The organism is Parvibaculum sp. (genome assembly GCF_040882025.1).
GTDB lineage: Bacteria > Pseudomonadota > Alphaproteobacteria > Parvibaculales > Parvibaculaceae > Parvibaculum.
The window spans coordinates 2,539-28,401 of the sequence record NZ_JBBECC010000106.1 but is presented as its reverse complement, the minus strand read 5'-3'; the positions used below and the strand labels follow the sequence as shown (position 1 = coordinate 28,401).

General features: G+C 62.4%; 26 protein-coding genes. 9 read left to right on the top strand and 17 right to left on the bottom strand.

The genetic code is table 11. The features are described 5' to 3' along the window. Positions 1-177 precede the first annotated feature (177 nt). The 3 genes from WEB61_RS07750 to WEB61_RS07740 all read right to left on the bottom strand — a co-directional run bounded on the left by WEB61_RS07750 (position 178) and on the right by WEB61_RS07740 (position 4,964). Positions 178-1,668, bottom strand: coding sequence for a flagellin (locus WEB61_RS07750; protein ID WP_368063761.1), 1,491 nt, complete (start codon positions 1,666-1,668; stop codon positions 178-180). A gap of 4 nt (positions 1,669-1,672) precedes the next feature. Further along, positions 1,673-3,523 carry a flagellar hook-associated protein FlgK gene (gene flgK, locus WEB61_RS07745; RefSeq protein WP_368063760.1) on the bottom strand — a complete coding sequence of 617 codons (1,851 nt, stop codon included), beginning with the start codon at positions 3,521-3,523 and terminating at the stop codon, positions 1,673-1,675. Positions 3,524-3,599: 76 nt separating this feature from the next. Continuing rightward, positions 3,600-4,964, bottom strand: coding sequence for a flagellar hook protein FlgE (locus WEB61_RS07740; RefSeq protein ID WP_368063759.1), 1,365 nt, complete (start codon positions 4,962-4,964; stop codon positions 3,600-3,602). 356 nt (positions 4,965-5,320) lie between these two features. On the opposite strand from WEB61_RS07740, the gene WEB61_RS07735 reads away from it, so the two are divergent. The 3 genes from WEB61_RS07735 (at position 5,321) to WEB61_RS07725 (ending at position 8,419) form a co-directional block, all read left to right on the top strand. Beyond that, positions 5,321-6,166 (top strand): AAA family ATPase, encoded by an 846-nt coding sequence (locus tag WEB61_RS07735; protein WP_368063758.1) that lies wholly within the window; start codon positions 5,321-5,323, stop codon positions 6,164-6,166. A 12-nt stretch (positions 6,167-6,178) separates the two neighbouring features. Then, entirely contained in the window at positions 6,179-6,787 is a 609-nt protein-coding gene (locus WEB61_RS07730; RefSeq protein ID WP_368063757.1) for a class I SAM-dependent methyltransferase, read from the top strand. A 456-nt stretch (positions 6,788-7,243) separates the two neighbouring features. Next, positions 7,244-8,419 carry a VWA domain-containing protein gene (locus WEB61_RS07725; RefSeq protein ID WP_368063756.1) on the top strand — a complete coding sequence of 392 codons (1,176 nt, stop codon included), beginning with the start codon at positions 7,244-7,246 and terminating at the stop codon, positions 8,417-8,419. Here WEB61_RS07725 and WEB61_RS07720 read toward each other — a convergent pair. Beyond that, positions 8,416-9,153: a helix-turn-helix transcriptional regulator gene (locus WEB61_RS07720; RefSeq protein WP_368063755.1), complete on the bottom strand. Its 738-nt coding sequence runs from the start codon at positions 9,151-9,153 to the stop codon at positions 8,416-8,418. The genes WEB61_RS07725 and WEB61_RS07720 overlap by 4 nt on opposite strands. 101 nt (positions 9,154-9,254) lie before the next feature. Between WEB61_RS07720 and WEB61_RS07715 the strand changes: the two genes are divergently transcribed. After that, entirely contained in the window at positions 9,255-9,935 is a 681-nt protein-coding gene (locus WEB61_RS07715) for a class I SAM-dependent methyltransferase (protein WP_368063754.1), read from the top strand. Here the strand turns inward: WEB61_RS07715 and WEB61_RS07710 are convergent. The 3 genes from WEB61_RS07710 to WEB61_RS07700 are packed head-to-tail and all read right to left on the bottom strand — an operon-like array spanning position 9,932 to position 12,908. After that, entirely contained in the window at positions 9,932-10,639 is a 708-nt protein-coding gene (locus WEB61_RS07710; RefSeq protein WP_368063753.1) for an ABC transporter ATP-binding protein, read from the bottom strand. The two genes, WEB61_RS07715 and WEB61_RS07710, sit on opposite strands and share 4 nt — an antisense overlap. Further along, positions 10,636-11,886, bottom strand: a complete 1,251-nt coding sequence (locus WEB61_RS07705) for an ABC transporter permease (RefSeq protein ID WP_368063752.1) — start codon at positions 11,884-11,886, stop codon at positions 10,636-10,638. Before WEB61_RS07705 ends, WEB61_RS07710 begins: the two co-directional genes overlap by 4 nt. Positions 11,887-11,894: 8 nt before the next feature. Next, positions 11,895-12,908: an efflux RND transporter periplasmic adaptor subunit gene (locus WEB61_RS07700; RefSeq protein WP_368063751.1), complete on the bottom strand. Its 1,014-nt coding sequence runs from the start codon at positions 12,906-12,908 to the stop codon at positions 11,895-11,897. A 119-nt stretch (positions 12,909-13,027) separates the two neighbouring features. Here WEB61_RS07700 and WEB61_RS07695 point away from each other — a divergent pair, with 119 nt between their 5' ends. Then, on the top strand, positions 13,028-13,441 hold the full coding sequence (locus WEB61_RS07695) for a hypothetical protein (RefSeq protein WP_368063750.1): 414 nt from the start codon (positions 13,028-13,030) through the stop codon (positions 13,439-13,441). Here WEB61_RS07695 and WEB61_RS07690 read toward each other — a convergent pair. Continuing rightward, positions 13,435-16,695 carry an error-prone DNA polymerase gene (locus tag WEB61_RS07690; protein WP_368063749.1) on the bottom strand — a complete coding sequence of 1,087 codons (3,261 nt, stop codon included), beginning with the start codon at positions 16,693-16,695 and terminating at the stop codon, positions 13,435-13,437. The two genes, WEB61_RS07695 and WEB61_RS07690, sit on opposite strands and share 7 nt — an antisense overlap. Beyond that, a complete protein-coding gene (locus tag WEB61_RS07685) occupies positions 16,692-18,299 on the bottom strand; it encodes a DNA polymerase Y family protein (protein ID WP_368063748.1) in 1,608 nt (535 codons plus the stop codon). Before WEB61_RS07685 ends, WEB61_RS07690 begins: the two co-directional genes overlap by 4 nt. Positions 18,300-18,444: 145 nt before the next feature. On the opposite strand from WEB61_RS07685, the gene WEB61_RS07680 reads away from it, so the two are divergent. Both WEB61_RS07680 and WEB61_RS07675 read left to right on the top strand, forming a co-directional pair. Next, entirely contained in the window at positions 18,445-18,699 is a 255-nt protein-coding gene (locus WEB61_RS07680; RefSeq protein ID WP_368063747.1) for a hypothetical protein, read from the top strand. Between the two features lie 20 nt (positions 18,700-18,719). Beyond that, a complete protein-coding gene (locus tag WEB61_RS07675) occupies positions 18,720-19,016 on the top strand; it encodes a hypothetical protein (protein WP_368063746.1) in 297 nt (98 codons plus the stop codon). Position 19,017: 1 nt separating this feature from the next. On the opposite strand, the gene WEB61_RS07670 is transcribed toward WEB61_RS07675, so the two are convergent. The 7 genes from WEB61_RS07670 to WEB61_RS07640 are packed head-to-tail and all read right to left on the bottom strand — an operon-like array spanning position 19,018 to position 23,935. Next, entirely contained in the window at positions 19,018-19,848 is an 831-nt protein-coding gene (locus tag WEB61_RS07670; RefSeq protein ID WP_368063745.1) for an ImuA family protein, read from the bottom strand. A gap of 60 nt (positions 19,849-19,908) precedes the next feature. After that, positions 19,909-20,526 (bottom strand): sulfotransferase family protein, encoded by a 618-nt coding sequence (locus WEB61_RS07665; protein WP_368063744.1) that lies wholly within the window; start codon positions 20,524-20,526, stop codon positions 19,909-19,911. Between the two features lie 23 nt (positions 20,527-20,549). After that, positions 20,550-21,167 carry a class I SAM-dependent methyltransferase gene (locus WEB61_RS07660; protein ID WP_368063743.1) on the bottom strand — a complete coding sequence of 206 codons (618 nt, stop codon included), beginning with the start codon at positions 21,165-21,167 and terminating at the stop codon, positions 20,550-20,552. 49 nt (positions 21,168-21,216) lie between these two features. Next, positions 21,217-22,074, bottom strand: a complete 858-nt coding sequence (locus WEB61_RS07655) for a hypothetical protein (protein ID WP_368063742.1) — start codon at positions 22,072-22,074, stop codon at positions 21,217-21,219. 25 nt (positions 22,075-22,099) lie between these two features. Beyond that, positions 22,100-22,519 (bottom strand): DUF3574 domain-containing protein, encoded by a 420-nt coding sequence (locus tag WEB61_RS07650; RefSeq protein ID WP_368063741.1) that lies wholly within the window; start codon positions 22,517-22,519, stop codon positions 22,100-22,102. A gap of 40 nt (positions 22,520-22,559) precedes the next feature. Continuing rightward, on the bottom strand, positions 22,560-22,883 hold the full coding sequence (locus WEB61_RS07645; RefSeq protein WP_368063740.1) for a 2Fe-2S iron-sulfur cluster-binding protein: 324 nt from the start codon (positions 22,881-22,883) through the stop codon (positions 22,560-22,562). Between the two features lie 20 nt (positions 22,884-22,903). After that, entirely contained in the window at positions 22,904-23,935 is a 1,032-nt protein-coding gene (locus tag WEB61_RS07640) for an NAD(P)/FAD-dependent oxidoreductase (RefSeq protein ID WP_368063739.1), read from the bottom strand. Between the two features lie 236 nt (positions 23,936-24,171). Between WEB61_RS07640 and WEB61_RS07635 the strand changes: the two genes are divergently transcribed. Next, entirely contained in the window at positions 24,172-24,498 is a 327-nt protein-coding gene (locus WEB61_RS07635; protein ID WP_368063738.1) for a chorismate mutase, read from the top strand. Between the two features lie 20 nt (positions 24,499-24,518). Here WEB61_RS07635 and WEB61_RS07630 read toward each other — a convergent pair whose 3' ends face one another. Then, the gene (locus tag WEB61_RS07630) at positions 24,519-25,148 is read right to left on the bottom strand and encodes a glutathione binding-like protein (protein ID WP_368063737.1); all 630 of its coding nucleotides are present in this window, start codon (positions 25,146-25,148) and stop codon (positions 24,519-24,521) included. Positions 25,149-25,239: 91 nt separating this feature from the next. On the opposite strand from WEB61_RS07630, the gene WEB61_RS07625 reads away from it, so the two are divergent. Next, the gene (locus WEB61_RS07625) at positions 25,240-25,839 is read left to right on the top strand and encodes a TetR/AcrR family transcriptional regulator (protein WP_368063736.1); all 600 of its coding nucleotides are present in this window, start codon (positions 25,240-25,242) and stop codon (positions 25,837-25,839) included. Positions 25,840-25,863 lie beyond the last annotated feature (24 nt).

Sequence of the window (25,863 nt, the reverse complement as noted above, 5' to 3'; positions counted from 1 at the left end):
GCCTAAAGCGGGCCATGACGGTTTGGGTTGTGAAAATGCAACACCCCACGCAGCCGAGTTCGCATAGCCGGACAGCAGTGGGTCAAGCCCTCGCAATGACGCGCCCCGAAAAACCCGCACGGACAATAAAAAAGGCCCGCATCGAAAGCGGGCCTTTTCGCCTCTGTATCGTCCCGCCTACAAATAATTGACCAGCGACATCCGCGACAGCATCGCCGTCACCTGATAGCTCGCCTCGAGCTGCGTCTGCAACGTCGTCAGCTTGACGCCCACCTCGTAGGGATCGGCGTTCTGGATATCGCCCAGCAGCTCGTTGGCGGTCGCCATCATCGTGTCGTGCCGGTCCTGCGTATTGGCGAGCGTCGCCGCCGTCAGGCCGAGCCCGGTCACGATGCTTTCGACCGAAGGCGTACTCTCGAAATTCAGCACGGTCCCCAGGCGCTGCGTCAGCGCCTTGTAGGAATGAACCTCCTCCGGATCGGCGCCGGTATATTCGACCGCCGTCATCAGCGCCGCCGCCTTCAGCGTGTCGCGGATCGCTGCCTGGTCGGCCCGCGCCCCATAGGCGATCTGCCGCCCGTCGTCGATCTTGGCGATCATGTTGTTGCCGGCAACGCCCGTCTGGTCGCCGCTGTACCAGAACACCGTATCGGCTTGCGTTGCGTCGCGCAGCGCCGTTGCCGTACCGAAGGGCGGCCCGTCGACGCGCTGCGGCACGCCGCCATTGGCATAGTCGAAGAAATTATTGGCCGCTTCCACGGCCGAGGCGGCCTTCAGTCTCGTGTTGGCCTCGCTCTGGATCGCCGTATCGAGCGCCGCCTGGAAATTGACCGAGGTCGTCGCCGCATCGGCGCCGAGGGTGAACTCTCCGGCGGCCGGCGGATTGTCGGTCGTCGCGGTCAGCGTCACCCGCGTCGTCGTCCCGTCGGGCAGCGTGAGGTCGAGCATCACGCTTTCGCCGGCGAGCGGCACCCCGGTGAAATCCACTTCGATTTCGGGAGGCGCGCCGGCCGGTCCGTTGACCGTGGCATTGGTCAGCGTCGAAGCGACGCCATCGAGCTTGAAACCGAACACGCTGGGCGCGGCGTCTTCCGCCAGCGTCACTGTCGCGCCGGCAAGGCCGAGGGTAAGCCGCCCCCGGCCGTCGACGCCGAGATCGGCCTGGGCCCGCTCGTCGATGAACTGCTTGAGACCGGCCTGGTCGGCCGTCCCGTTCATCATCGCATCGGGCACCGCCACCGGCCGCGTCTGCGTGTCGCGGCCGCCAAAGAGATAACGGTCCTCGATCTGGAGATTGAGCAGGTTGATGACTTCGTCGAACTGCATCGCCGCCGTCACCTGGGCGCTGGTCTGTGTCCCGTTCACCAGCTCGAAGCCGGTGGTCATGTTGGTCGTCTTCATGCTGGCGGCGATCTGCGAAACGCGCGTCAGCGCATCCGACGAGACTTCCACGCGCATCTGCGTCTGCGAAATCGTGTTGGTATAGGTCTGGAGCTGACTCAACTGATGCGACAGCGACAGCACCAGATTGCGGTCGGTACCGAGATCGGCATAGGAGTCGGCCTTCAGGCCCGTCGCGAGCTGCCGCTGAAGATCGTCGAACTGCGCCCGCATCGAATTGATCGAGCTGCGCAGCGCCAGGGACTGGGAGAGCGTTGAAACCTGCATTTGATTACCTGCCGATGCTCATAAGCACATCGAAGAGTTGCTTGACGGTGGTGATGACGCGCGCATTGGCCGAATAGGCGTTCTGCAGCAGCAGAAGGTTCGACATTTCGTCGTCGATATTGACGCCGGTCTGCGCGTCGAACCGGTCCTGGAGCGACGAATGGACGATCTGCTGTGCTTCCGCGTCGCGCTGGGCGTTGGCCGCCTGCGACGACTGGAACGAAACGAGGCGCCGCGCGAAACCGTCGATGGTGCCGTTGAAAGGCGAGGCCGTGCCGCCGATGCCCGATTCCGGCGAGAAATAGCGGCTCTCCCCGGTCAGCCGTTCGAGAAGATCGTGCGCCCGCGCCGAATCGCCGAGCGGCACGCCCGTATCGTAGGCGGCAAGCAGCGTGTCGTCGGCAATGACCGCCGGATTGACCTGGATGCGGCTCGCAAAGCCGGTCTTCTGCGGCGGATTGTCGAGACTGTTCGAGAAAATTGTGCCTGCGGGCCCGTCGACGAAAAGCGCCATCCCCGTGCTGCCGTCGGCAAGTCCCGCCGGCGTTATGGTCGCCGACAGCGCATCGATATCGCTGTTGCCGGCAAGCCCGTCGTCGAGAAAACGGATGACCTCGCCCGAGGGGTTGGAAACCACGACATCGACCGGCAGCGCCGCCTGCAGATCCGCGACGATGGCGGCCATCGGCTGGTTGAAATTGATGCCGACCACCGTGTCGTTGGGATCGGCCGTCGCCGCGTTGGTCAGCGGCAGCGTGGCCGGATCCTCGACGCGAATAATCGTCACTGTGCTCGGAATGCCGCCGACCGTATAGCTCAGGGTCATCGAATTGCCGGGCAGCATCTCTGCCGTATCGAGCTCGAAGCCTTCCGCGGCGCCGGCCACGACGGCATCGCCCGGCAGCGTCTCTTGCGACAGCGACAGCGCCAGTTGCGCGGCCAGCTCGTCGAGCTGCGCCTGCGCCTGCGTCAGCACCGTGTCGCGCATTTCGATATAACCGGCGATCGCGCCGGAGCGGATCGCACCGGCCGCCATGAGATCGACGGTCGTGCTGCCCGAGCTCAGCGTAATCGTGCCGACGCCGCCATTGGCGAGCGAGGATGTGGCGTCGATCTGCGTCTGCTCGTTGAAGCTGAGCTCCACCGCCGTCCGGTCGAGCAGCAATTGCCCGCCCGAAGTAAAAATCGTCACCGTCCCGTCGTCGCGATTGGTGACCTTGACGTCCATCAGCCGCGACAACTCGTTGATGGCCAGGTCGCGCTGGTCTTGCAGGTCGCCGACCGACTGGCTGGAGGCCTGGCGCTGCGCAATCTGGTTGTTGACCTCGGCAATCGTCTTGAGCAGGGAGTTGGCGGATTCGACCGCGGCGGCGATGTTGCGCTCGGCCTCGAGCCGCATGTCCTGCACGGTATGCGACATCGTATTGAGCTGCGCCGAGAGATTGCCGGCCTGGTTGAGCAGCGACTGGCGCGCGGCCGGCGACTCGGGATTTCCGGCCAGCTCCTGCAGCGCCGTCGCCAGCGCACCGATCGACCCGGCGATCGAACTGTTGGAACTGGGATCGCCGAACAGGGCGTCGACCCGGCCGAGCATGGAGGATTTGACATTGAGGCTCGCCGCACCGGCCGAGGCCACGCGCATCTGCTGCTGCAGGAACTCGTCGATCTGCCGCTGCGCCGCTTCGCGCCGCACGCCGATGCCTTCGCCGCCCGCCAGCGCGTTGACCTGGTTCGGCACTTTCCGCGTATAGCCGGGCGTACCGATATTGGCGATGTTGCGCGCGGTGACGTCGATACCCGACTGGGCGACATTCAATCCGCTCAATGCGGCGCCGAGTGCGGAGGAAAGGGTCATCTGGCAACCTGGGAACGAGGAACCGGAACTTCGGCGCCGGGCGCACCGTCAAACGGAGCGCCCGCCGCCATGTCTGTTAGCGTTTCATGTTCAGCGTTTCGCGGATCAGCTCGTCGGCCGTCGTCACGATGCGCGTACCGGCCGTATAGGCCTGCTGCGTCACGATCAGCTTGGAAAACTCGTCCGCGATGTCGACATTCGAGGCTTCGCGCGCCGAGGCGATGATGTCGCCGCCGGCGCCCAGAATGGGCTCGCCCGATTCCTGCGTCGCCGCAAAGGCCGTGCCGTCGAGCTTCCTCAGCTTGTCGGTTGCGTTGAATCTGGCGAGCGACACTTCGGCGATGTCCACCGTCTTGCCGTTCGAATAGGTGCCGGCGATGCGGCCGTTTTCCGACACGGCGATGCTGACGAGCTCGCCCGAGGGATAGCCGTTCTGGTCGATCGTGTTGACGGAAACGGTACCGGCGCTGTTGCTGAACTGCGTGATGTTGGAGGCGCCGTGATCGAGCGTTACGTCGCCGAGATTGATCCCGTCGACCGTGAGCGCCGTTATCGTGGTCGCGTCGACGGCGGGAGCAAGGCGGCCCTGCGCATCGAAGGCATAGGACTGGCCGATATTGAGCCATTTGTCGGCGCCGCCCACCGCGGCATCGTCGGTCTTGTAGAACAGGTTCCACTCGTCGCCGCCACCGGCCGCATTGTCGATCTTCGCCCAGCGAAGCTGGACGTTGACCGGCGCGCCAAGCGCGTCGTAGCCAGTGATCGCGCCGCCCGAGAGCGAGTTGTCGAGGAAGATATTCTCGCCATTGGCGGGGATCGCCGAAAGATCGGCGAGCGGCGGCGTAAACCGGCCGACTGTCAGAAGCTCACTGTCGGCGATATCCGGATCGGCATTGACCGTCTGCGGCCATAGCGGCAGGTTGGCCGTGTAGCTGATCGAAGAGGTCGGCCGCGCCGCCAGGAAGTCGCGATCGATCTGGATGCGGCCCGGCGTGTCGCCCACCGGATTGCCGGTAACCGGATCGATCTCGAGCCCCTGCAGCGTGTAACCGGCGCCGTTCACGAGATAGCCGTTCTTGTCCATCGCGAAGTCGCCGCGTCGCGTGTAGTAATTGACGTTGTCGAAGACCGGCTGGTTGTCGACGGTCGCGATCGCCGACGAAACGATGAAGAAACCCTCGCCGTTGATCGCCATATGCGTCGGCACTTCCGAGGCATCGATCGAGCCCTGCACCGAATTGGTGAAGGCCGGCGCCGCCAGAACCGCGCCCGGCAGATGATTGCGGCTGGTCGACGCCGTCACGATGTCGTTGAAACTCGTATCGGTACGCTTGAAGCCGACCGTCTGCGAGTTGGCGATATTGTCCGAGATGTGACCGAGCGCGCTTGCCTGGGCACGAATGCCGGAAATCGCGGTGCTCATCGATCCAAAGAAACTCATGGGCTCTTCTCCATGCGGTGAATTCCGGCAGGGGCTCTGCGGAACACGTGCTGCCAGCCAAGGAGCAAGGAGCGGGCCACCTGTTTTTATCAGTAAAATCAATATGTTATAATTCATTAACCATTCCGGCGCTCTGCAGCCCCTGCCCCCTGCCCGGCAAAAATTGCCGCAAGGGCGCCGCCGGCCGCGGCCCCTGCCCGTTCGAACGCGTCGGGACCCGCGGCCGGCGGCGCACAGGCCTTTTCCTTGAACCGGCTCAGGTCACACATTAGTTTCTCAGCCGTTCAGCAATTCGGTTAGCGGAGGCCGGCGCTTGGAAAGCGTTCGTTGCCGCGTCCCAGGGGAAAGCCAGTTCGATGAAATTTGAGGGAACGAAGGATTACGTCGCCACCGACGACCTGCGTGTGGCGGTCAACGCGGCGATCACGCTGCAGCGCCCGCTGCTGGTGAAAGGCGAGCCGGGCACCGGCAAGACGGTGCTGGCCGAGGAAGTGGCGAAGGCGATCGACGCCGAACTGATCACCTGGCACATCAAGTCGACCACCAAGGCCCATCAGGGTCTTTATGAATATGACGCCGTCTCGCGCCTGCGCGACAGCCAGCTCGGCGACGAGCGCGTGCATGACATCCGCAACTACATTTCCAAGGGCAAGCTCTGGGAGGCCTTCGAGCGAGAGAAGCGCCCCGTGCTGCTGATCGACGAAATCGACAAGGCCGATATCGAGTTTCCGAACGACCTCTTGCAGGAACTCGACCGGATGGAATTCTACGTCTACGAGACGAACGAGACCATCAAGGCCGAGCAGCGTCCTATCGTCATCATCACCTCCAACAACGAAAAAGAGCTGCCGGACGCCTTCCTGCGCCGCTGCTTCTTCCACTACATCAAGTTTCCGGAAGAAGACACGATGCGCGCCATTATCGACGTCCACTTCCCGGGCCTCAAGGGGAAGCTCGTCCAGGAAGCGCTCAACATCTTCTACGAGATCCGCGAAGTGCCGGGCCTGAAGAAGAAGCCTTCGACCTCGGAACTGCTCGACTGGCTGAAGCTCCTCCTGTCGGAAGACATCTCGCCCGAGACCCTGCGCGAGAAGGATCCCACCAAGCTGATCCCGCCGCTCCACGGCGCGCTGCTGAAAAACGAACAGGACGTCCACCTCTTCGAACGCCTCGCCTTCCTGGCGCGCCGCGAACGGAACTAGGTTCGGCGGAAAATGGCGGAACTGAGCGATCCGCGGACACTTGCCTTCTACGACGCGGAAGCGGAAGCCTACGCGGCGCGCGGAGACAGGACCAATGTCAGCGGATCGCTCGGCGCTTTCCTCGCCCGCCTGGCGCCGGGGGCGCATGTCCTCGACCTCGGCTCGGGCGACGGACGTCATTCGGCGGCCATGATGGAAGCGGGCTTCGAGGTGACGGCGCTCGACGGCTCTGCCGGTCTTGCCGCCATCGCAAGCCGCCTCCTCGGCAAACCCGTGCGCATCGCGCGCTTCGAGGAGATCGAGGACGTCGCCGCTTTCGACGCCGTCTGGGCCCATGCATCGCTGCTTCACGTGCCGGCGGCGAGTCTTGCGGACATCCTCGCCCGTGTTCACCGCGCCCTTAAGCCGGGCGGCCGTCTCTTCGCAAGCTTCAAGAGCGGCGATGCCGAAGGCCGCGACGATCTCGGCCGCTACTACAACTATCCCACGAAAGACGAACTCGCCGCGCGGCTCGCCGCCAGCGCCCCATGGCAGCAGATCGAAATCGAGAAAACCGGCGGCAGCGGCTATGACGGCAAGCCGACCGACTGGCTCTTCCTGCAGGCGTTGAAGAACGAGTAGCGCGCCGCCCTCGTTGCGTGCCTGCGCGACACCCGGACGCGGATGGTTGGACAGTTAAAGACACCGGGGATAAGTTTTTCATCGCTCTTTGACGAATTTATTTATCCCCGGATTTCGCGCCGCCGCCGCACGCTTGCCGGAGGCGGGAATAACTTTCGATTTATGCGGTGATAACCTTTCCATTGATCCGTATACAGATGATAATTTCGGCCGTTTGTGACAGTTTTTTGACAATCGTGTGACAGTCGTTGCGAAAGAGCTTCCGCTCCGCGCGCCAACGCCTTGAAACCGGACAGCTATTCGGGCCCCGGACGCGATCGCGCGCGCAGCGCACGGAAAATCCGTCAAATCTGCCTGCCAGCGCTCTCACAAATGAACCGCCTGCACCCCTTCAAACCGTCCCCCATAAGCCCTAGACTGCCGCCAACAAGCCATTTTAAAGCCCGGAAAACGCTCATGTTCGTCCACTTCTTCCATGAACTCAAAAAAGCCAACGTGCCGGTCAGCCTGCGCGAATACCTGACCCTGCTCGAGGCGCTGGACGCGGACGTCATCGACCGCAAGGTCGAGGATTTCTACTACCTCTCCCGCGCCTCGCTGGTGAAGGACGAACGTAACCTCGACAAGTTCGATGTCGTTTTCGGCCATGTTTTCAAGGGCTTGGAGCTGGTCGGCGACGGCGATATCGCCAACATCCCGGAAGAATGGCTGAAGGCGCTGACCGAAAAATTCCTCACCGAAGAAGAGAAGGCGCAGATCGAAGCGCTGGGCGGTTGGGAAAAGATCATGGAGGAGCTGCAGAAGCGCCTCGAGGAACAGAAGGAGCGCCACGAGGGCGGCAACAAGTGGATCGGCACCGGCGGAACTTCTCCTTTCGGTGCAAATGGTTACAACCCCGAAGGCATCCGCATCGGCCAGAAGGAAGGCCGTCACGGCAAGGCCGTGAAGGTCTGGGACAAGCGCGAATACAAGAACCTCGATGACCAGATCGAGCTCGGCACCCGCAACATCAAGGTGGCCCTGCGCCGCCTGCGCCGCTTCGCGCGCGAGGGCGCGCCGACGGAACTCGATCTCGACGTCACAATCAAGGCGACCGCGCATCAAGGTTATCTCGATCTGATCATGCGGCCGGAGCGTAGAAACAAGATCAATGTGCTGATTTTCTTCGATATCGGCGGCTCGATGGACAGCCATATCAAGCTCTGCGAGGAACTCTTCTCGGCCGCGCGCACCGAATTCAAGAACCTCGAATATTTCTACTTCCACAACTGTCTTTATGAAGGCGTCTGGAAGGACAACCGCCGCCGCCACGCCGAGAAAATGTCGACCTGGGACGTCCTCCACAAGTATCCCTCTGATTACAAAGTGATTTTCGTCGGCGACGCCACCATGTCGCCTTACGAAATCACCTATGCCGGCGGCTCGGTCGAGCACTGGAACGAGGAACCCGGCGGCATCTGGCTCGAGCGCGTCAAACAGATCTACGAAAGCTGCGTCTGGATCAATCCGATCCCGGAAAGGCATTGGGAATACACGCCTTCTCTGCAAATCATCAAGCAGATCATGGGCGAACGTATGTTCCCGTTGACGCTGGAAGGCCTCGACCAGGCGATGCGCGAACTGTCGCGCTAACGGGCCGCGAACCTGCGCGGGCTGACGCCGGTCCGCCGCCGGAACATGGCGATGAAGGCGCTCGGGCTCTCATAGCCGAGATCGAAGGCAATATCGGTCACGCGGCGGCCCTCCGACAACCATGCAATGGCCGTGGAGACGCGAAGCTCCGCCCGCCATTCCTCGAATCCGAGGCCGGTTTCGGCGCGAAACAGCCGGAGCAATGTCCGGGGGCTCGCGCCGGCCACACGCGCCCAGTCGCCGAGCGAACGCCCGTCAGCGGGATTGTCGATGAGACCCGTGACAATCGTTCCAAGCCGCGGATGATCGGGAATAGGCACACGGCCCTGCGTGAGCCGCGGCGCGGCGACCACCTGGTCGACAAGGACCGCGGCCAGCCGCCCCGACGCATCGTCAGCCGCATAATCCTCCGGCAGCGCCATCGCGGCCCGCACCAGTTCGGACAGCAACGCCGATGCCGCAAGGAGCGTGCAGCACGTCGGCAACGACGCCCCTGTTTCAGGCGCCAGATAGACGCCGCATAGACGCGTCCTGGCATTGTTACGGATCGCATGCGGCACACCGGCCGGAATGAAGATCGCCCGCGCCGCCGGAACGATGAACGCCGCACCCTCCGCAATCGCGGTGAAGCAACCGCCATCGGCTATGGCAACCTGATGACGCCGATGGGCGTGCAACTCCACCCCTGTCCGTGGCAGAAGGTCGAGCGCCAGAGATGTTGCCAGCCGCCGCATTGCCTGATTTCTGTCCGATAAGCGATATTTCTTGTCATTATCACGAAAGATGGACAACCACCAGACATCTAGTCTCCCGGCCAACCAGAAGGGAGACCGCCATGACCGGCACGGAAAAATCGGAGGATCGTTTCGTCGCGGCGCTCGGGTTTCGCGCGCTGACGCCCGTCTACGATGCGGCGGTGCGCCTGATGGGCGCCGAGGACCGTTGGCGCGCGGCCTTCACGCGGCAGGTTGCGCCCACAGCGGGTGAACGGATCCTTGAAATGGGCTGCGGCACAGGCAGCTTGACGCAGCGCCTCGCGGAGGCCGCGCCGGACGCCAGGATTTTCGGCCTCGACCCCGATCCGGCAACGCTCGCCCGCGCCCGGCACAAGGTCGCCGCACTGCCCGCCGCGCCGCATTTCATCGAGGGTTTTGCCGACCATCCGCCCGCGCATCCCGAACTTGTGCCCGGCTCATTCGACAAGATCGCGACAAGCCTGATGTTTCATCACCTGACACGCGAGGGAAAACGAGGCGCCATGGCAAGCGCGATGACATTGCTGAAACCAGGCGGCATGCTGCATATCGCCGACTGGGCCGAAGCCCGCGACTGGCCGCAGCGCATCCGTTTTCTGACAATCCAGTTGCTCGACGGCTTCGAGACAACCGCCGACAGCATTCACGGGTTGCTGCCATTCTTGATACGGGAGGCAGGCTTCGAGAATATCGAGGAAACGGCCTATGCGCGCACGCGTTACGGTCCCTTCGGTTTCTGGACCGCGCAGCATCCCCGCTAGCGCCTCACATCGCTGTCGATCCGTCCGTCGATCAGATGCACGTTGCGCGGCGCCGAAGACGCGAAATCCTGATCATGTGTGACAGCAATGACGGTGCGCCCTTGCGCCGCCGCCAGATCGGCGAAAATACCCTGCACGATCTCGCTGTTGCGCGTGTCGAGATTGCCGGTCGGCTCATCGGCCAGGATCACGGCCGGATCGTTGGCGAGCGCCCGGGCGACTGCGACGCGCTGGCGCTGCCCACCTGAAAGCTGGTCCGGCCGTTTCCTGGCCTGATCGTCGATCTCGAAGTCCCTGAGCAGCGCCATACCGCGCTCGCGGATCGCCTTTTCATCGAGCCGCCCCAGCCTGATCATCGGCAGCGTCACATTCTGCAGCACGGTGAATTCCGGCAGCAGGAAATGGAACTGGAACACAAAACCCAACTTGGCGAGCCTGACGTCGGCGAGCCGGTCGGACGAATAACCCGACGTGTCCACACCATCGATCAGGACCTGACCTCGCGTCGGCAAGTCGAGAAGCCCGAGCAGATAGAGAAGCGACGATTTGCCGGAACCAGACGGCCCGGTGACGCTGACAAACTCGCCGCGCTGGATGATGAGATCAATGTCGTGCACCAGCGTCACCGGCACGGTCTCCTGGAGGATGCGCGTTACGCCGCGAAGCTCAATGACCGGGGTCTCTCCAGCGTCGGCGACATTCATGTCGCACCCCGGATAATGTCGACGGGGCGCACCTGCGCCGCTTTCCGCGCCGGGAACCACGCGGCGGCAACGGCTGAGACAAGAGCAAAAAGCCCACCGACCCCGAACTGGAAAGGTCCCTTTTCGAGCGGCAACTTCTGCGTATCCATGAGGCCGGGCACCGAAATTTCGACCGAGCCAAGCATCTGCAGCAGCACAAGTCCGAGCATCCAGCCGAATACCATGCCGATCATGCCGACGAAGACGCCCTGCACGAGAAATATCCGTTCGATATCGCCCGCTCGGAATCCCATCGACATCAGAATGGCAATATCGCGCCGCTTCTCCATCACAACTGTCGAGATGATGTTGAAAATCCCGAACGAGGCGACAGCCATAATAGCGCCGACAATCGAATAGGTGATGGTGTTGCGAATGATGAAAAGCCCGAGGAAATCGCGATTGACCTCCTGCCAGGATTCGGTTCGGTAGCCCCAGCGGCTTTCAAGCTGCGCGGCGATATCCTCGGCCGTGTCGGGATCGGCTATCTTTATGCGGATACGATTGGCAATGAACGGCTTGTCGAGCAGCACCTGCGCATCCTTGATCAGCATATAAGCTTGCCCCTCGTCGAGCAGCAGGTTGCCTGTCCGAAAAATGCCGACCACCTTCATACGCCGGACAAGCCCCGTCGGCGAAACAACGGTTGCAAGATCGTCCATGCTGAGCCCGAGCCGGACGGCCATTCCCTGTCCGATCACGATACCCTGCGAGGAGGTTCTGAGACGCATCAGGCTTCCCTGTTGCATGTCGGACTCGATGGTGGTGAGAAATCGCTCCTTCTCCGGGTCGACCCCTGCGATACCTGCACTCGCATCCTTCGATGCATAACGAATGATGGCTTGTCCCATCAACGCTGCCTCGGCGACAACGCCCGGTTGCCGCGAAAGCTCTTCGACCTTCGCGCCATGATTCTTGATGCCCCGCAAATATTCACGCGGCTTGGTGCTGGAAAGCGCAATTGCGCCCTCAGGAAAGGCGATGAAAACCGGCTGCGGTGCAGCGGCCCGGAACTCGTCCTTGACGGTAATGTGCGGCGCGTTGTCGAGAAGGCGCTGCACCATGTCCTTCTCGGAGCCCGACATCAATGCAGACGTGGCAACAAAAAATCCTACCCCGAGCGCGACACCAAGCGTCGAGACGATGGTCTGGCGGCGTCTGTAGCGAAGTTGTGCCGCCGCGATGCCCATGCTGACGCCCCAGAACATGAACGCTCCTAGCTGCCGCCGCGCGGCCGCACGCGCTTGCCCTCGGCGAGCCCCGCAGGCGGATCGACAATAATGATGTCATCATCCGACAGGCCGGAGACGATTTCTGCTTCAGTGCTGCCGACCGCACCAAGCGTCACCGGCTGAAGTCGTGCCCGTCCCTCTTCAACGGCCCAGACGGAGGTCCCCACCATCGCCGACAGCGGCACAAGCAGGGCATTTTCCTCGCGTCGCACGACGATGTTGATTTCGGTCGTCATCCCGGAAACGAGCGGCGTGTTTGCCGGGAGTTCGATGTAGACACGGTATGTTCGCGCCACCGGGTCGCCATGTGGCGTGATACCGCTGACTGTCCCGTCAAGGACTTGCCCCGCAAATGCGTCGGCACGGATCAATGCATTCTGCTCGCGCGCGACTTTCAGAATGTCTTCCTCGTCAACCTCGGCATCGATTTGCAGAGCTGCCGCATCGCCGACCATAAAAAGCACTTGGCCGGGCTGCGCCATATCACCGATCTTGAGCTGGTTTTCGGAACGCAGAACCGTACCGGCAATGGGTGCCGTCAAAAAATGTTCGTCAAGCCGTGCCTTGGCGCCTTTTAGGGCGGCATCGGCGGCGGCATGAGCGGTCAGCGCCTGGTCGAGCGTCGACGTACTCACATGGCCGGAGCGTCGCAGGCTGCGTGTGCGTTCGAGTTCGGCGGCGGCAAGTTTCAGTCGTGCATCGAGTTCCTGGACACGCGAGACTTCCTCTCTCGGCTCGATGACGGCAAGAATTTGCCCGACACCAACATCTTCACCTTCCTTGACCAGAACTTCAGTCAGCCGGCCGGAAATCTTTGTGCCGACCCGTGCGTAAGCGACGGGCTCAACCGTGCCCGTGGCGTAAACGGCCTCCACGGCCGTCCCGCGCGTTGGCGTTGCCGTCTGAACGGCCGGCGCGCGCAGAAACAGGAAATAGACCGCGGCCAACAGAAGAATGGCGAGGGCAACGCCGCCACCCCAGATCGTGCGCTGTCGCAAAATGCCTCCGCCGCTCGCTGGACTGTTCACAGATGGCGTCTTGTATAGCAGAGTCGGCGGGAAGATGCGTGCGGACCGCACGGGCGGAGTGTCGCATCGAGGATCAAGGGGGAAGAGAGATGAACGCGAACGAGACACAGGCAAGGGTGATCCGGGGTTTTGCCTGGGCCGATCTGGCGATCACATTGCCCTTCGCCCTGCCCTTCATCGCCGAAGCGGTGATCGCGTTGCTCTATTTTATCGACCGATGGCTCGGTTTAGACACGCCGTCGGTCATGTTCGAGACGGGGCCCTTTGGGCTGATGTTCGTTCATATCATGGGCGTGCTGGGCGTTCTCTGGGCAATGGCGCGGTTGCGCCGTCCGGAGGCTGAACTGGCACAGATGGATGTTCGCGCGCGCCTTGTTGTGACGGCACTAATTCTCTATGCGATCGTGCTCGGCGCGACGCCGGTGCTGTGGCTTTTCGTGGTTACGGAGGTTGCCGGAAGCGCCGCACAATTCATGGTGCTGCGACAAAAATCAGCTCAGTGAAAATCGCGGCTCTTCGGCACGAAACGCGCCGCGCGCAAGCGCCGCTCCTCGTGCCGGGCGGTTGCTGTCTCGCGCGGGTCACGCGATGCCCGCTTCACCTCGTCCACCGGCGACAGCGCCGCCTCGCCGATATCGCCGATCTCCGAGAGCCCGGCCAGTTCACAAGTCAGATCTTCGAGCTCATCGGCCACGACATGAATGACAATCCCTTCCTTCTGCACCCGCCCACGCACCAGCAAAAGCCTCGATGTGATGACGATGCGCCGCCGCGCCTCGAAGAGTTTCGGCCAGATGATAATGTTGGCGATACCCGTTTCGTCTTCGAGCGTCGCAAAAATGACGCCGCTCGCCGTCCCCGGCCGCTGGCGCACCAGCACCAGCCCCGCCAGCGTCACGCGGCGGCCGGCCTCGGTTGTCTTGAGCCCGATATTGGATATGACACGCCGCGCCGCAAAACGCGACCGCAGGAAGGAAATCGGATGCGCCTTCAGCGATAACCGAAGCGTTGCATAGTCGAGCACCACATGCTCGCCGAGCGGCATGGCCGGCAATACTATTTCTTCCTCGCGCTGGAACCCTCCCTCCTCCAGCGCGGCGAACAGCGGCAGGGCCGCGGGCTGCTTGCCGGTACCGCCCCCGCCGCCATAACCGCCAAGCCCGCGCACAGCCCAGAGCGCGCCCCGCCGGTCGAGTCCGAGCGAACGGAAGGCGTCGGCATCCGCCAGCCGCTCGATGATGGCCGGCTTGAGTCCCGTCCGGAGCCAGAAATGACGCACGGAATCGAAGCCCGCACCTCGTGTCCTCTCGATTGTTTCTCCCATTTCCGCCTGCAGCCCCTTCACCTGCCGGAAGCCGAGTCTGACGGCGCATTTCCCGTTGCTCGCCTTTTCCAGCGTGCAGTCCCAGTCGCTGTGATTGACGTCGACCTCGCATATCTCGATGCCATGCTCCCGCGCATCGCGTACAAGCTGTGCGGCGGCGTAAAAACCCATCGGTTGCGCATTGAGGATCGCCGCGCAGAATACATCCGGATAATGATGCTTGAGCCATGCGGAAACATAGGCCAGCAACGCGAAACTCGCGGCATGGCTTTCGGGAAAGCCGTAATCGGCAAAGCCCTCGATCTGCTTGAAGCAGCGTTCGGCGAAATCAGCCTCGTACCCGTTGGCAAGCATGCCAGCGATGAACTTGTCACGATACATACCAATCGTACCAGACTTGCGAAACGTCGCCATGGCGCGCCGCAACTGATCGGATTCACCGGGCGTAAAGCCCGCCGCGACGATCGCGATCTTCATCGCCTGCTCCTGGAAAAGCGGCACGCCATAGGTCTTGCGCAGCACATCTTCCAGAACCTTGGAAGGGTAAGTGACCTCCTCTTCTCCATTGCGTCTTCGCAAATAAGGATGAACCATGTCGCCCTGAATGGGCCCCGGCCGGACAATCGCCACCTCGACCACAAGATCGTAAAAGCAGCGCGGCTTCAGCCGCGGCAGCATCGACATCTGAGCGCGGCTCTCGACCTGGAAAACGCCGATGGCATCTGCCTCGCACAGCATGTCGTAAACACCCTTGTCGTCCTGCGGCACATCGGCAAGCCCCATTCTTACGCCGTAATGCTTGTCGAGAAGATCGAAAGCGCGCCGGATGCAGCTCAGCATACCGAGTGCCAAAACATCGATTTTGAGTATGCCCAGCGTATCGAGATCATCCTTGTCCCATTCGACGAAGGTGCGATCGTCCATCGCCGCATTCTGGATCGGTACGACATCTTCAAGCGGCCCTTTTGTGATGACGAAACCGCCCACATGCTGTGACAAATGGCGCGGAAAGCCGATCAGCTCCCGCGCCAGAACCAGCGCCTGCTGCAAGCTCTTGTCGCCGGGATTGAGCCCGGCTTCCCGCGCGTCTTTTTCGGAGATGCCGCTGTTCGACCAGCCCCATGTCGAGCGCGACAAAGCGGTCACGACATCTTCCGACAGACCGAATACTTTACCGACATCGCGAATGGCGCTGCGCGAACGATAGGAAATGACGGTCGCGGCGATGCCTGCGCGATGCCGCCCGTATTTCTCGTAGATATACTGGATCACTTCCTCGCGCCGTTCATGTTCGAAATCGACGTCAATGTCCGGCGGTTCATTGCGGTCCTTCGACACGAAGCGCTCGAAAAGAAGATCTATCTCGGTTGGATTGACCGAGGTGATGCCGAGGCAGAAACAGACGGCGGAATTGGCGGCCGAGCCACGCCCCTGACAGAGAATCTCCTTCTCCCGCGCATAACGCACGATGTCGTGCACGGTGAGAAAGTAAGGCGCATAGTTCATTTCGCCGATCAGCTTCAGCTCATGTGCGATAGTCACTTCGATCTTGTTGTCGATACCGACCGGGAACCGCGCCCACGCGCCTTCCCATGTCAGCCTTTCGAGAAGTTCCTGCGGCGTCTCGTGTTCGGAGAAATTGTCGGCCGGATATTCGTAACGAAGCTCATCGAGCGAGAATGTGCAGCGCGCAACGATGTCGCGCGTCGCAGCCAGCGCCTGCGGCGCATGGGCGAGAAGCCGCGCCATCTCTATCCCGTTTTTGACATGCCGTTCGGCATTCGCTTCGAGGCGAAATCCCGCCTCCGCGAGCGTGCAATGCTCACGAACACAAGTCACGACATCGGCCAGCGGTTTGCGGTCCGGCGTGTGATAAAGAACGTCATTAGTGGCGACGAGCGGAACGCCTGCTTCTCGCGCCATGCTGTCGAGCAGAACGAAACGCCGCTTGTCGTCGGCGCGGTAGAGCGGCGTCAATCCGAGCCAGACCAAACCCGGAAAGGCTTGCGCGAGTTGCGCGAGCGACGCAACGAAATCCTTGCCCGGCACTGGCGGCGGCATGGCGATGAAACATTGCCCGGCACTATGTTCCAGCACATCGGCAAGCGTCAGGTGACATTGCCCTTTGGCCGCACGCCGATTGCCAAGCGTCAACAGCTGCGTCAGCCGCGCATAGGCGGCGCGGTCCTGCGGATAGGCGATGATCTCAAAACCATCCAGCGTCACAAGCCGCACGCCAACAAGAAGCCGCAAGCCCGCTTCCTTCGCCGCCGCATGCGCGCGCACGACACCGGCCAGCGTGTTGCGGTCGGCAACGCCGATGGCGGCAAGCCCCTGCGCCTTTGCCGCCAGCACCAGTTCGTCGGCATGCGACGCGCCACGTAGAAAGCTGAAATTGGTCGCAATCGCGAGTTCGGCGAATGACACACTCATTCGAAAACCCCGTGCAAATACCAGCGAGGCCCTTCCGTGTCGCGCAGGTAAAGCCCATCACGATAGAGCCAGAAGCGCCGCCCCTCAGCGTCCTCCACACGGTAATAGTCACGTGTCCGCCGGCTGCCTGGCCGCCACCATTCGGGCGCAATCCGCTCCGGTCCCTCGGCCCGCGTTACCCGATGCGTGACACGCCGCCAGCGGAAAATGCGCGGCGGCCCTTCCGGCACTTCGGCAACCGCTTCAACAGGCTCCGGCCGCGCCAGAAGCCGCAACGGCCGGGCGAGGCGCCCTGTCAACGCCGCCGCCATCTGCTCTTCGACTTGTGCCTTCCAGCCGCGCATCGCCGGCGCCGCCCCCTTGAGCGCCGGAACGGAAGCGACGGCACGTTCGGGAATGTGGCTTGCCCGCGGTTCGAGCCTGACAACACGATCATGCCCCAATCGGGCGCCCAGCCGGTCGATGATTTGCATCAATGCTTCCGTGCTCGCGCCCTCGGCACCAAAACTATCCTGCGCGGGTGCAAGCGAGTCTGTCGTAGTCGCAGCCAGCATTGCCGCCTCGATGCCGAAGCCCGCATCGAAATCGTCGCCTGCCTGCGCAAGCTTTTCACGAAAAAGCCGCGCCAGATGCAAAGCATCATGCGAAGCGGCAGCCGTGCCGGCGAAAAGCCGCGTCACCTCGCCATCGGCGCGAAAGAGCGTCAGTTCGAGCTGGCGTGCACCTTGCCGTTCACGCGCGAGCAATCGGCAAAGCTCGCCGGCGAGAAGCCGCACCGCCTCTTCAATGTCTTCGGTCCGCGTCAGCCCTTCGGCAAAAATTCCGCGCGCACGGAAAGGCGCGGGCGGGCGCAGTGGCGAAATCGGCTCGCGCGCAAAGCCCAGTGCTTCGTCGAGACGCAGCGCCACCTCGGACCCAAACCGTGCCGCAATGGGGGCCCGCGGTTTGTCATAGAGATTGCCCACGCGTTTGAGGCCGAGCCGCATCAGTCCGTCGACCGTCGCATCCGCAAGCCGGAGGGCGGCCACCGGCAGCCTTTCGAGCGCCGTCGCCTCTTCTCCCGGCGGCAGAATGAAAGCAGGCGCCTCGCCAAACCGCGTCAATGCCCAGGCCGCACCCGGCGTCGAGGCAACCGCCACCCGCACCGTCAACCCGAGCCCCCGAAGCTGCCGCCGCAAATCGGCAACAAGCGCCATCTCCCCACCGAACAGATGATCGCAGCCGCTGATGTCGAGCAGGAGACCGTCGGGCTCCTCACCAATTCCCACAGGGTCGACCGCCGTCCAGGGTGTGTAGCGTCCGCACCAGAGCGCAAGCTGCGTCAGCATCGCCCGGTCGGCGGCAAAATCGGCAGTCCGCAAGTCGAGCGTCGGACAGAGCGTCATTGCATCGGGCACAAGCTGCCCCGGCACGATACCGGCTGCTGCCGCCGCCCTGTTGCGCGCGGTTACGCGCACGCCTCCCTGGCCCGGTACAGCCAGCGCCAGCGGCATCTCAGGAACCGAAACCTCGCCACCCGTCCGCTTGTGCGTGCGGTGCAGCCGCTCCACCGGCCAGTGGGGCAGCCAAAGCGCGGCGATCCGCCTTTTCTCCTCGACACACATAGCCGGAAAGGCTCGCCAAAAGAACAAAAAGAGAACAATCACTTTGACTCAACCCCGCTCCAAAGGCGAGTCGAATTTCGGCCGCCCTGTTTTTGCCTGAAACAGGCATAAGATGAGGCTCTGCCACACTTGAAAGGCATCGCACATGACGAAGCATCCGCTCATCCTTCTTGCGCTTCTCGCGCCGCTGGCATTGGCCGCCTGCGCCGACCAGGAAGCCGAGCAGGCGCGCCTCGACGCCATCGATCACAGGAACTGCGCCGATCTCGGTTTCGAACCCGGCACCGAGGCCTACGGCAATTGCCGGCTGAAGATGAAGGAAATCCGCGCGAAGGAAGAAGGCAACCGCTCGCCGAATATCGGTTTCGGCGTGGGTATTGGCGTCAGTAAAGGGTTCTGACGCGACGAGAGGAGGCTCGCATGAAGATCGCGAAAACAACTCTGGTCCTTATGGGGCTTTTCACCCTCGCAGCTTGTGCAAGTCCGCAGGAACAGGCCGCGCGCGCCGCCGCACAGACGCAAGCCGATAGCGCCGAATGCGAACGGCTTGGCTTCACGCCCGACACCGACGCCTTTGCCAATTGTCAGTTGAAGCTGAAGGAAATTCGCGCCCAAGAGGAAAACACGCAGGCATTGCGTCGCGCGCAAACGCCGCCGCCTTTCTGGGGACCCTGGCCGGGCTATTACCCCCATCCTTATCCTTACCGACGCTGGTAGCTCAGGCACTTTGCCTGAACGCCACCACACTCGCATCGCCTGACGTGAGCCGCTTCTCCCTTGGCGCAGATGCCGACATATCGGCAAGCGCGAAGCGCCTGTCGGCCGCATGCCACGCCACATTCCATGCCCCCGGTACACCGCCACGCACGCGCGTCAGCGCCACGCGCCAGCACGGCGCGCCGGCCAGTCCGTCAAACGCCTCCGTATCCGGAATGACTGCGCCCGGAAGAGCGGCAATGCGCCAGCGTGTAACGGCTACACTTGCCGCTCCGCCATTATGCCCCGTGAACAGAAGCGCCGGCGTTCCCTTTTCTTCCGCCGCAAACTGCAGCCGCCGCGTCGCCGTCAAATCGAGTGCGGTGGTGCGCCCGTCCACCTCGCCGATAACGGCGGCAAAGGCGCCGGACCGCAATGCCTCCTCCATCGTCCACAGGCAATCCGTGACGGAGGCCGGAAGCGCAAGCACGAGCCGCGCCGGGTCGAACCCGAAGCTGGCAAGCCCCGGCCCGTAAAGCGCGCCAATATCGAAAGAGGACTGCGCCGAACCGCACCAGAGCACCGGCATGGACCCGTTCTCGGCAAGACGCACGGCAAGCGCCGCCAGAAAACCCGTCGCCGCACCCATGTCGCGATAATCCTCGGCACCCACTTCATGCAGCGCACCGGCCTTCAATCCGCCACCCGGCAACACCGCGTCGATCGCTCCCACGCCCAGCGGCACGAAGCGCCCGTTCCCTGTCGTCTCGAATCCGGCAGGCGGTCCGATGATCCGGGCCCTGAGATCGGCGACAAGCGCGGCTTTGGCATTCTGCTGCAGGAGCGACGGCATGGAGCAAGACCTTTGTTCCTGTTTTGTTCTAAACTCTCGATGCCTCCAGGTCAAGCCGGCCTATTCTTTCGACATCGCCAGAAATTCCTCGGTGGAATTGGTGCGCGGGAACGGCCCTTCCGGCACGGCGACCCCCAGAAACCGGCAAAGCGGTTCCCAGCCTTCGGCCACATCGAACACAAGCAGCCGGCTGGGCGCGATCGTCCGCTTCACTTCCGCTTCATGTCGCGCCAGAACATCGAGCACATGCGCCTCATCCGTGCATCCGCCGAAGGTCTTTTCGCGCACGACATATTTGGCCATGTCGAGCGTGTCCCGCCCCGGCCCTTGCCCCGGCGGTTCGTCCGCCATCACCCTGAAAATCGTCTGGGAAATGCTCTTGTACCAACGCTGCGGATCGCGTGTCGAAAGGATCACCTTGGCATCCGGATAATGCGCCGCAAGCTCGCGCCAGAAATAACAACTGGGCCAGTCGACACTAGCGCGATAGCCCTCGAGAAGTTTGTCCCAATCGACTTTCTCGCCGCGCGCCGCCGCATGCCAGACCGGCGCCTGATCCGGATTGCCGAAGACTTCCATCATGTGATGGCAATGCACGAAACCGAGCTGCTCCAGTGCCAGCTTCAGCGACAATGTTCCCGTGCGTCCGAAACCGGCGCCGATAACGGATAACGACATCGAAGAATCTCCGCGAAACGCGCTCAGGCTTGCGCCACGCCCCAATAGTTGAAGCCGGCAAAGCGCGGCGTCGAGGGCAGATACATGGTTTGCAGATCGGCGATGCGGAAGCCGCCTTCCTCGATAAGCCGGGGCATCTTGCGGTTGAGATTACAGCCGCCGAACAGCACCTTCCACACCGGGTTGATACGGTCCTGCCACTTCGCCACGCCTTCGTCCGGTGCCGCACCGTGCTCGCAGAAAACGAGCTTGCCGCCCGGCTTCAGCACACGGCGCATGCCCTCAAGCGCGGTCACAGGATCGGGAATGGTGCAAAGGCTGAAGGTACAGAGCACGGTGTCGACGCTCTTGTCGTCGAACGGAATTTGTTCGCCCGGCAAGCCGATGAACTCGACCGGAAACGGCAAATCCTTCGCCCGTTCGCCGGCAAGTTTCCACGACGCTTCGGACGGATCGAGCCCGATTACCTTGGTCACTTTCGACGTATCGTAATAAGGCAGGTTGAGGCCCGTGCCGATGCCGATTTCGAGAACCGTTCCTTCAGCCATCGGCACCACTTTCTTGCGCTGATAGCGGATCGGCTTGGTCCCGCAAGCGCAATTGATGATATGCGGCACGATCCGGTTTTCGTAAAAGCCCATGATAAGTCCCCATGCATTGAATAGGGCGGAGTATGCAGCCGTCGCTCCTCTAGCGCCACTCCGAAACGCCGAAGCGCAACAGCCGGTCGCCGTCGACCGGACCCACAGTTCGCCCGCGCCCCTTGAGCCCTAGCGCCGCCGCCCGCAACAATCGTTTTTCACGCAGCACATTCGCTCGCCTGACTGCCGCCGACAGCGCCTCCCAAACCGCCTCCGGCTCGATCAACCCTGTTGCGCCCGTCATGCGCCGGCCGGCCCAACCCATCTGCAAGAGCTTGTCGCGCGAACCTCCCGTCTCACGCGCGGCGCTGACCACCTCTACCGCATCGGCAAGCGCGGCAGCAACGAGACCGGCAAGCCCCGCACTGCGCGCCTGCACCGCCACAAGATCGGCCAGTCCCGAGGTGGGCGTCGACGAGCGAATACCACCCATGGCAACGCCGCCCTGCAGCCCCGTACCGAGCGCAACGGAAAATTCGTGAAGTACCGGTGGCAAGCCGGTTCGCGACGGAGCCATCGTCTCCGCATCCTGATGAAGCGCCATGACGCCATCCAGCCACACCGCCGTCACGGCTGCACCGCTTCTCTCACGCATCGCTCCCAGAACGACATCGCAAACAGCGCCCGGAAGCGCCGCCAGCGCCGGCGGCAGATCCTCGACGGGCAATGCATCACGTACCGCCTGATGAGCTTCCAGCGCAAGCCGTCCGGCCTGTCCGCGTGGCAGCACATCCGGCGACCCGCTCGCAAGCAATTCCGCATCGGCTATCAGCGCCGATGAGACGTCCCGCGCCATATCCATGCCGGCGTCGAGCGCCTCGCGCGCGCCGTCGCCCGCGGCGGCAAACAGCAACCGCCCCGGCCAGATCTCGAACTCTTTTTCAATGAATGGCTCGCTAGCCAGCATGAAGCACAACTCAATACGGAGATGATTACTCGACGACACGAACGGGCGTCTCGGTGTGAAAAACAGACTTCTGCCCGAAACGATCCATGTCATCCGTCTTGATGTCGGCAAGGGCCGACACGGCACCCGGCGTCGCGTCGTGAACGATGATAACGACCTTCGTCGCTTCACGCAGGATTGGCGTCGCCTCGACGGATGGATCGCGCCATTGCCCATATGCGTCAACCACGGTCAGCCCGTCGGGAAAGCGTGGCGTCACGACTTCGGCGAGAAACCTGGTCCAGTCGCGCTCGTTGACCTTGCCACCATCCGCAAGATCGAGCCCGAAATAAAGCGTTGTCTGCACGACACCGGACAACGGATCGGCAAACGCCGCATCGCGCGGCAATGGCGCGATGACGAACGCAAGAACAACAAGACAGGCAAAAGTGAATCGGCGGCTCATGCGCTCTACTCTGAACCCTGCGAACGTTCTTCGCCAGTCCTCAGGCAGCTTCGCTCAGTGCCACATCGGCGATACGCAACCGCAACCCGTCGAGCGCGGGCGACATGATGAGTTGGCAGGAAAGCCGCGACCAGTCGCTTCCGTAATTCTGATCAAGCATGTCGAGCTCGTCCTCGCGCGGCGGATGGAGCTTCGCCGTCCATTCGGGGTCGACTTCCACCTGGCAGGTGCCGCAGGCGCAGGCGCCGCCGCATTCGGCGACGATCGGAAAGCCGTAGTCGCGGATGATCTCCATCACACGCCAGCCTTCCACGGCCTCGAGTCCGTGCTCGACGTTTTCCTGGTCCACAAGAATGATACGCATTCCTCGGCTCCCGGCTCGGTTCAGGCGACGCCCAGCTTCTTCTGCAGGCTGGTCGAAGATGTCGTGTACTGGAAGGTCAGCTTGGCGTCCGGATTGGCGTGGCGGAACGCAGCTTGCGCCATCAGCGCTGCCTCGTGGAAGCCCGAGAGAATGAGCTTCAGCTTGCCCGGATAGGTGTTGATGTCGCCGATGGCGAAGATGCCCGGCACGTTGGTCTGGAACTTCTCGGTATCGACCGGGATCAGGTTCTCGTGGAGGTTGATGCCCCAGTTGGCGATCGGTCCGAGCTTCATGGTAAGGCCGAAGAACGGCAGCAGCGTGTCGCACTCGACCTGGAAATCGGCACCGTCATTGCCCTTCACGGTGACGCCCTCAAGCTGGCCGTTGTCGCCATGCAGCGCCGTGATCTGTCCGAGATGAAACTGCATCTTCTTTTCGTTCACCAGCGCGTGCATCTTCTTCACGCTGTCGAGCGCGGCGCGGAAACCGTCGCGGCGATGGATGAGCTGCATGGAGGCCACGACCGGCTGCAGGTTGATCGTCCAGTCGAGCGCACTGTCGCCGCCACCGGAAATCAGAACGTTCTTTCCACGGAAGGTTTCCATGCGCTTGACCGCATAGAAGACCGACTTGCCCTCATAGGCCTCGATGCCGGGGATCGGCGGCTTCTTCGGCTGGAAACTGCCGCCGCCCGCCGCAATGACGATGACCTTCGCTTCGAACACGAGGCCGCCATCGGTCTTCACCCGCCAGCGCCCGTCGGGCAGCTTCTCGAGTTCCTCGACCATTTCGTTGTAGTGGAATTCGGGTTTGAAGGGCGCGGCCTGCTCCATCAGACGGTCGGTCAGTTCCTGACCGCTGACGACCGGAAGACCCGGAATGTCGTAGATCGGCTTTTCAGGATAGAGCTCCGCGCATTGCCCGCCCGAGCGGTCGAGAATGTCGATCAGATGGCATTTCATGTCGAGCAGGCCGAGCTCGAATACCGCGAAGAGGCCGCACGGCCCCGCCCCGATGATGACCGCATCCGTCGAAATCGTTTCCTGCTGCATGGCCGGCTTCCGTCTGGTTTTGTCCCGCGCCTGGGACTAAAATAACTTGAAATACTTGTGATTTAATATATTTCACAAGCTGAGCCGCTTATATAGGGGCGCGGGACCCTGCCGCCAAGCGGAAATTGCAAAAAGGCGGCGTTCCGCGTCGATTTGCGGCAGACCGATACCCCAAGAGCGGCGGCGAGGCCCCGTGACATTCGGTTCCACCTGCCTATTTTAGGCGGGAGGCGGACGTGAAAGGCGAAACGAGAATGGTCAAGTGCAACACCATGGCGGATGTCCGCCGCGAGATCGACCGGATCGACCGCGAGTTGGTGAAGCTTCTGGCGGAGCGTCAGACCTATATCGAACAGGCCGGCGCGATCAAGGGCGAGCGGACGCGGGTGCGCGACGAGGCGCGGATCGAGGAGGTTGTGCAGAAAGTGCTTGTCGAAGCCGACCGCGAGGGCCTGTCGCGCGCAATTGCCGAACCGCTGTGGCGGCTCTTGATCGAAAGATCGATCGCGCATGAATACGAGGTCTTCGACGCCAAACCGCGCGCGACCGGCACCGGCGACTGACAGCCGCCGGCGAAACAGGTTCAGGCCTTTTTGATCAGTGCCATTTCTTCCGACAGCGCACGCGCAACGCTCGGACGCTGTGCAAGATCGGCGTAGTAGGTTTCGAGGACAGGCCAGCGGCCGCGATCGATGCCAGCAAATCCACACAGCGTCAGAACGAAAACCGCATAGGCATCGGCAACGGTGAAGCGCTCGCCGATGAGATAGCGCCGTCCCTTCAGCATCCCTGCCAGCACCTCGAACTTCACCGGCGCCAACTGGTCGCGGGCAAAATCCTTCGCCTCTGACGGCGATACCGGATTGAAGATCGCGGCAAGCACCTGCTTGTGCAGTTCGGTCGCGATGAAGTTGAGACACTCCTGCAAACGGTAGCGCTCCATCGTTCCGCTGGCCGGCGCCAGACCGGCATCCGGATTGCGGTCGGCAACATATTGCAGCACGGCCGGACCTTCGGTGAGCAGCTGTCCGTCGTCGAGCCGGAGCGTCGGCACCTGCCCCTTCGGATTGATTGCGTGGAAGTCGGAGCCGTCCGCCAACTGCTTGGTCGCAAGCGCTACCGGATGGAATGAGGTGGCCTCGCCCAACCCCGACTCGTAGAGAGCGATGCGTGTGGCGATCGAGCAAGCCATTGGCGCGAAATAGAGATCCATGAATGTTTCCCGCGAGTTGAATTTTTGTACCGATCCGAATAATATTGACTACACGCCTGACGTCAATGATTTTTTGCGAATTGGTACAAAAATGTCGGAAAAACCGCGCGGGCGGCCGCGCGCCTACGATCCAGACGTCGCACTGTGGCGGGCGCTGGAAACATTCTGGGCGAACGGTTTCAGCCGGACGTCGCTCGATGCGCTGGCCGAGGCGACGGGGATGAATCGTCCGAGCCTCTATGCCGCGTTCGGCGACAAGAAATCGCTCTACCTGAAATCCTTCGAATGCTTTGCCGGACAATTGCGCGCCGCACTCGCGCGCAGCGCGCAAAGCGACGCACCGCTCGAGGCGACGTTGCGCGACTTTTATCGGGAGGCGATCGAGATTTACATGTCGGGCCCGGACGGTCCGCGCGGCTGCTTCATCATCTGCACCGCGCCGGCAGAAGCCGCGATGGACGCCGACATTCGCGCGGCGCTGAATGCGGCGCTGGCGGATATCGACAAGGGACTTGAAATTCCATTCGCGAAGGCGAAAGCCGAAGGGCATCTGCCGCCCGATGCCGACACCGCCGCATTGGCACGCCTCGCGGCGTCCGTTCTGCACAGCCTCGCCGTGAGAGCGCGCGCCGGCGAAACGAAAGAGACGCTGCACGCGCTGGCGCGGCAGACCGTGCAATCGTTGTGCTGATGTAAGGGACGAAAGGAAATGACG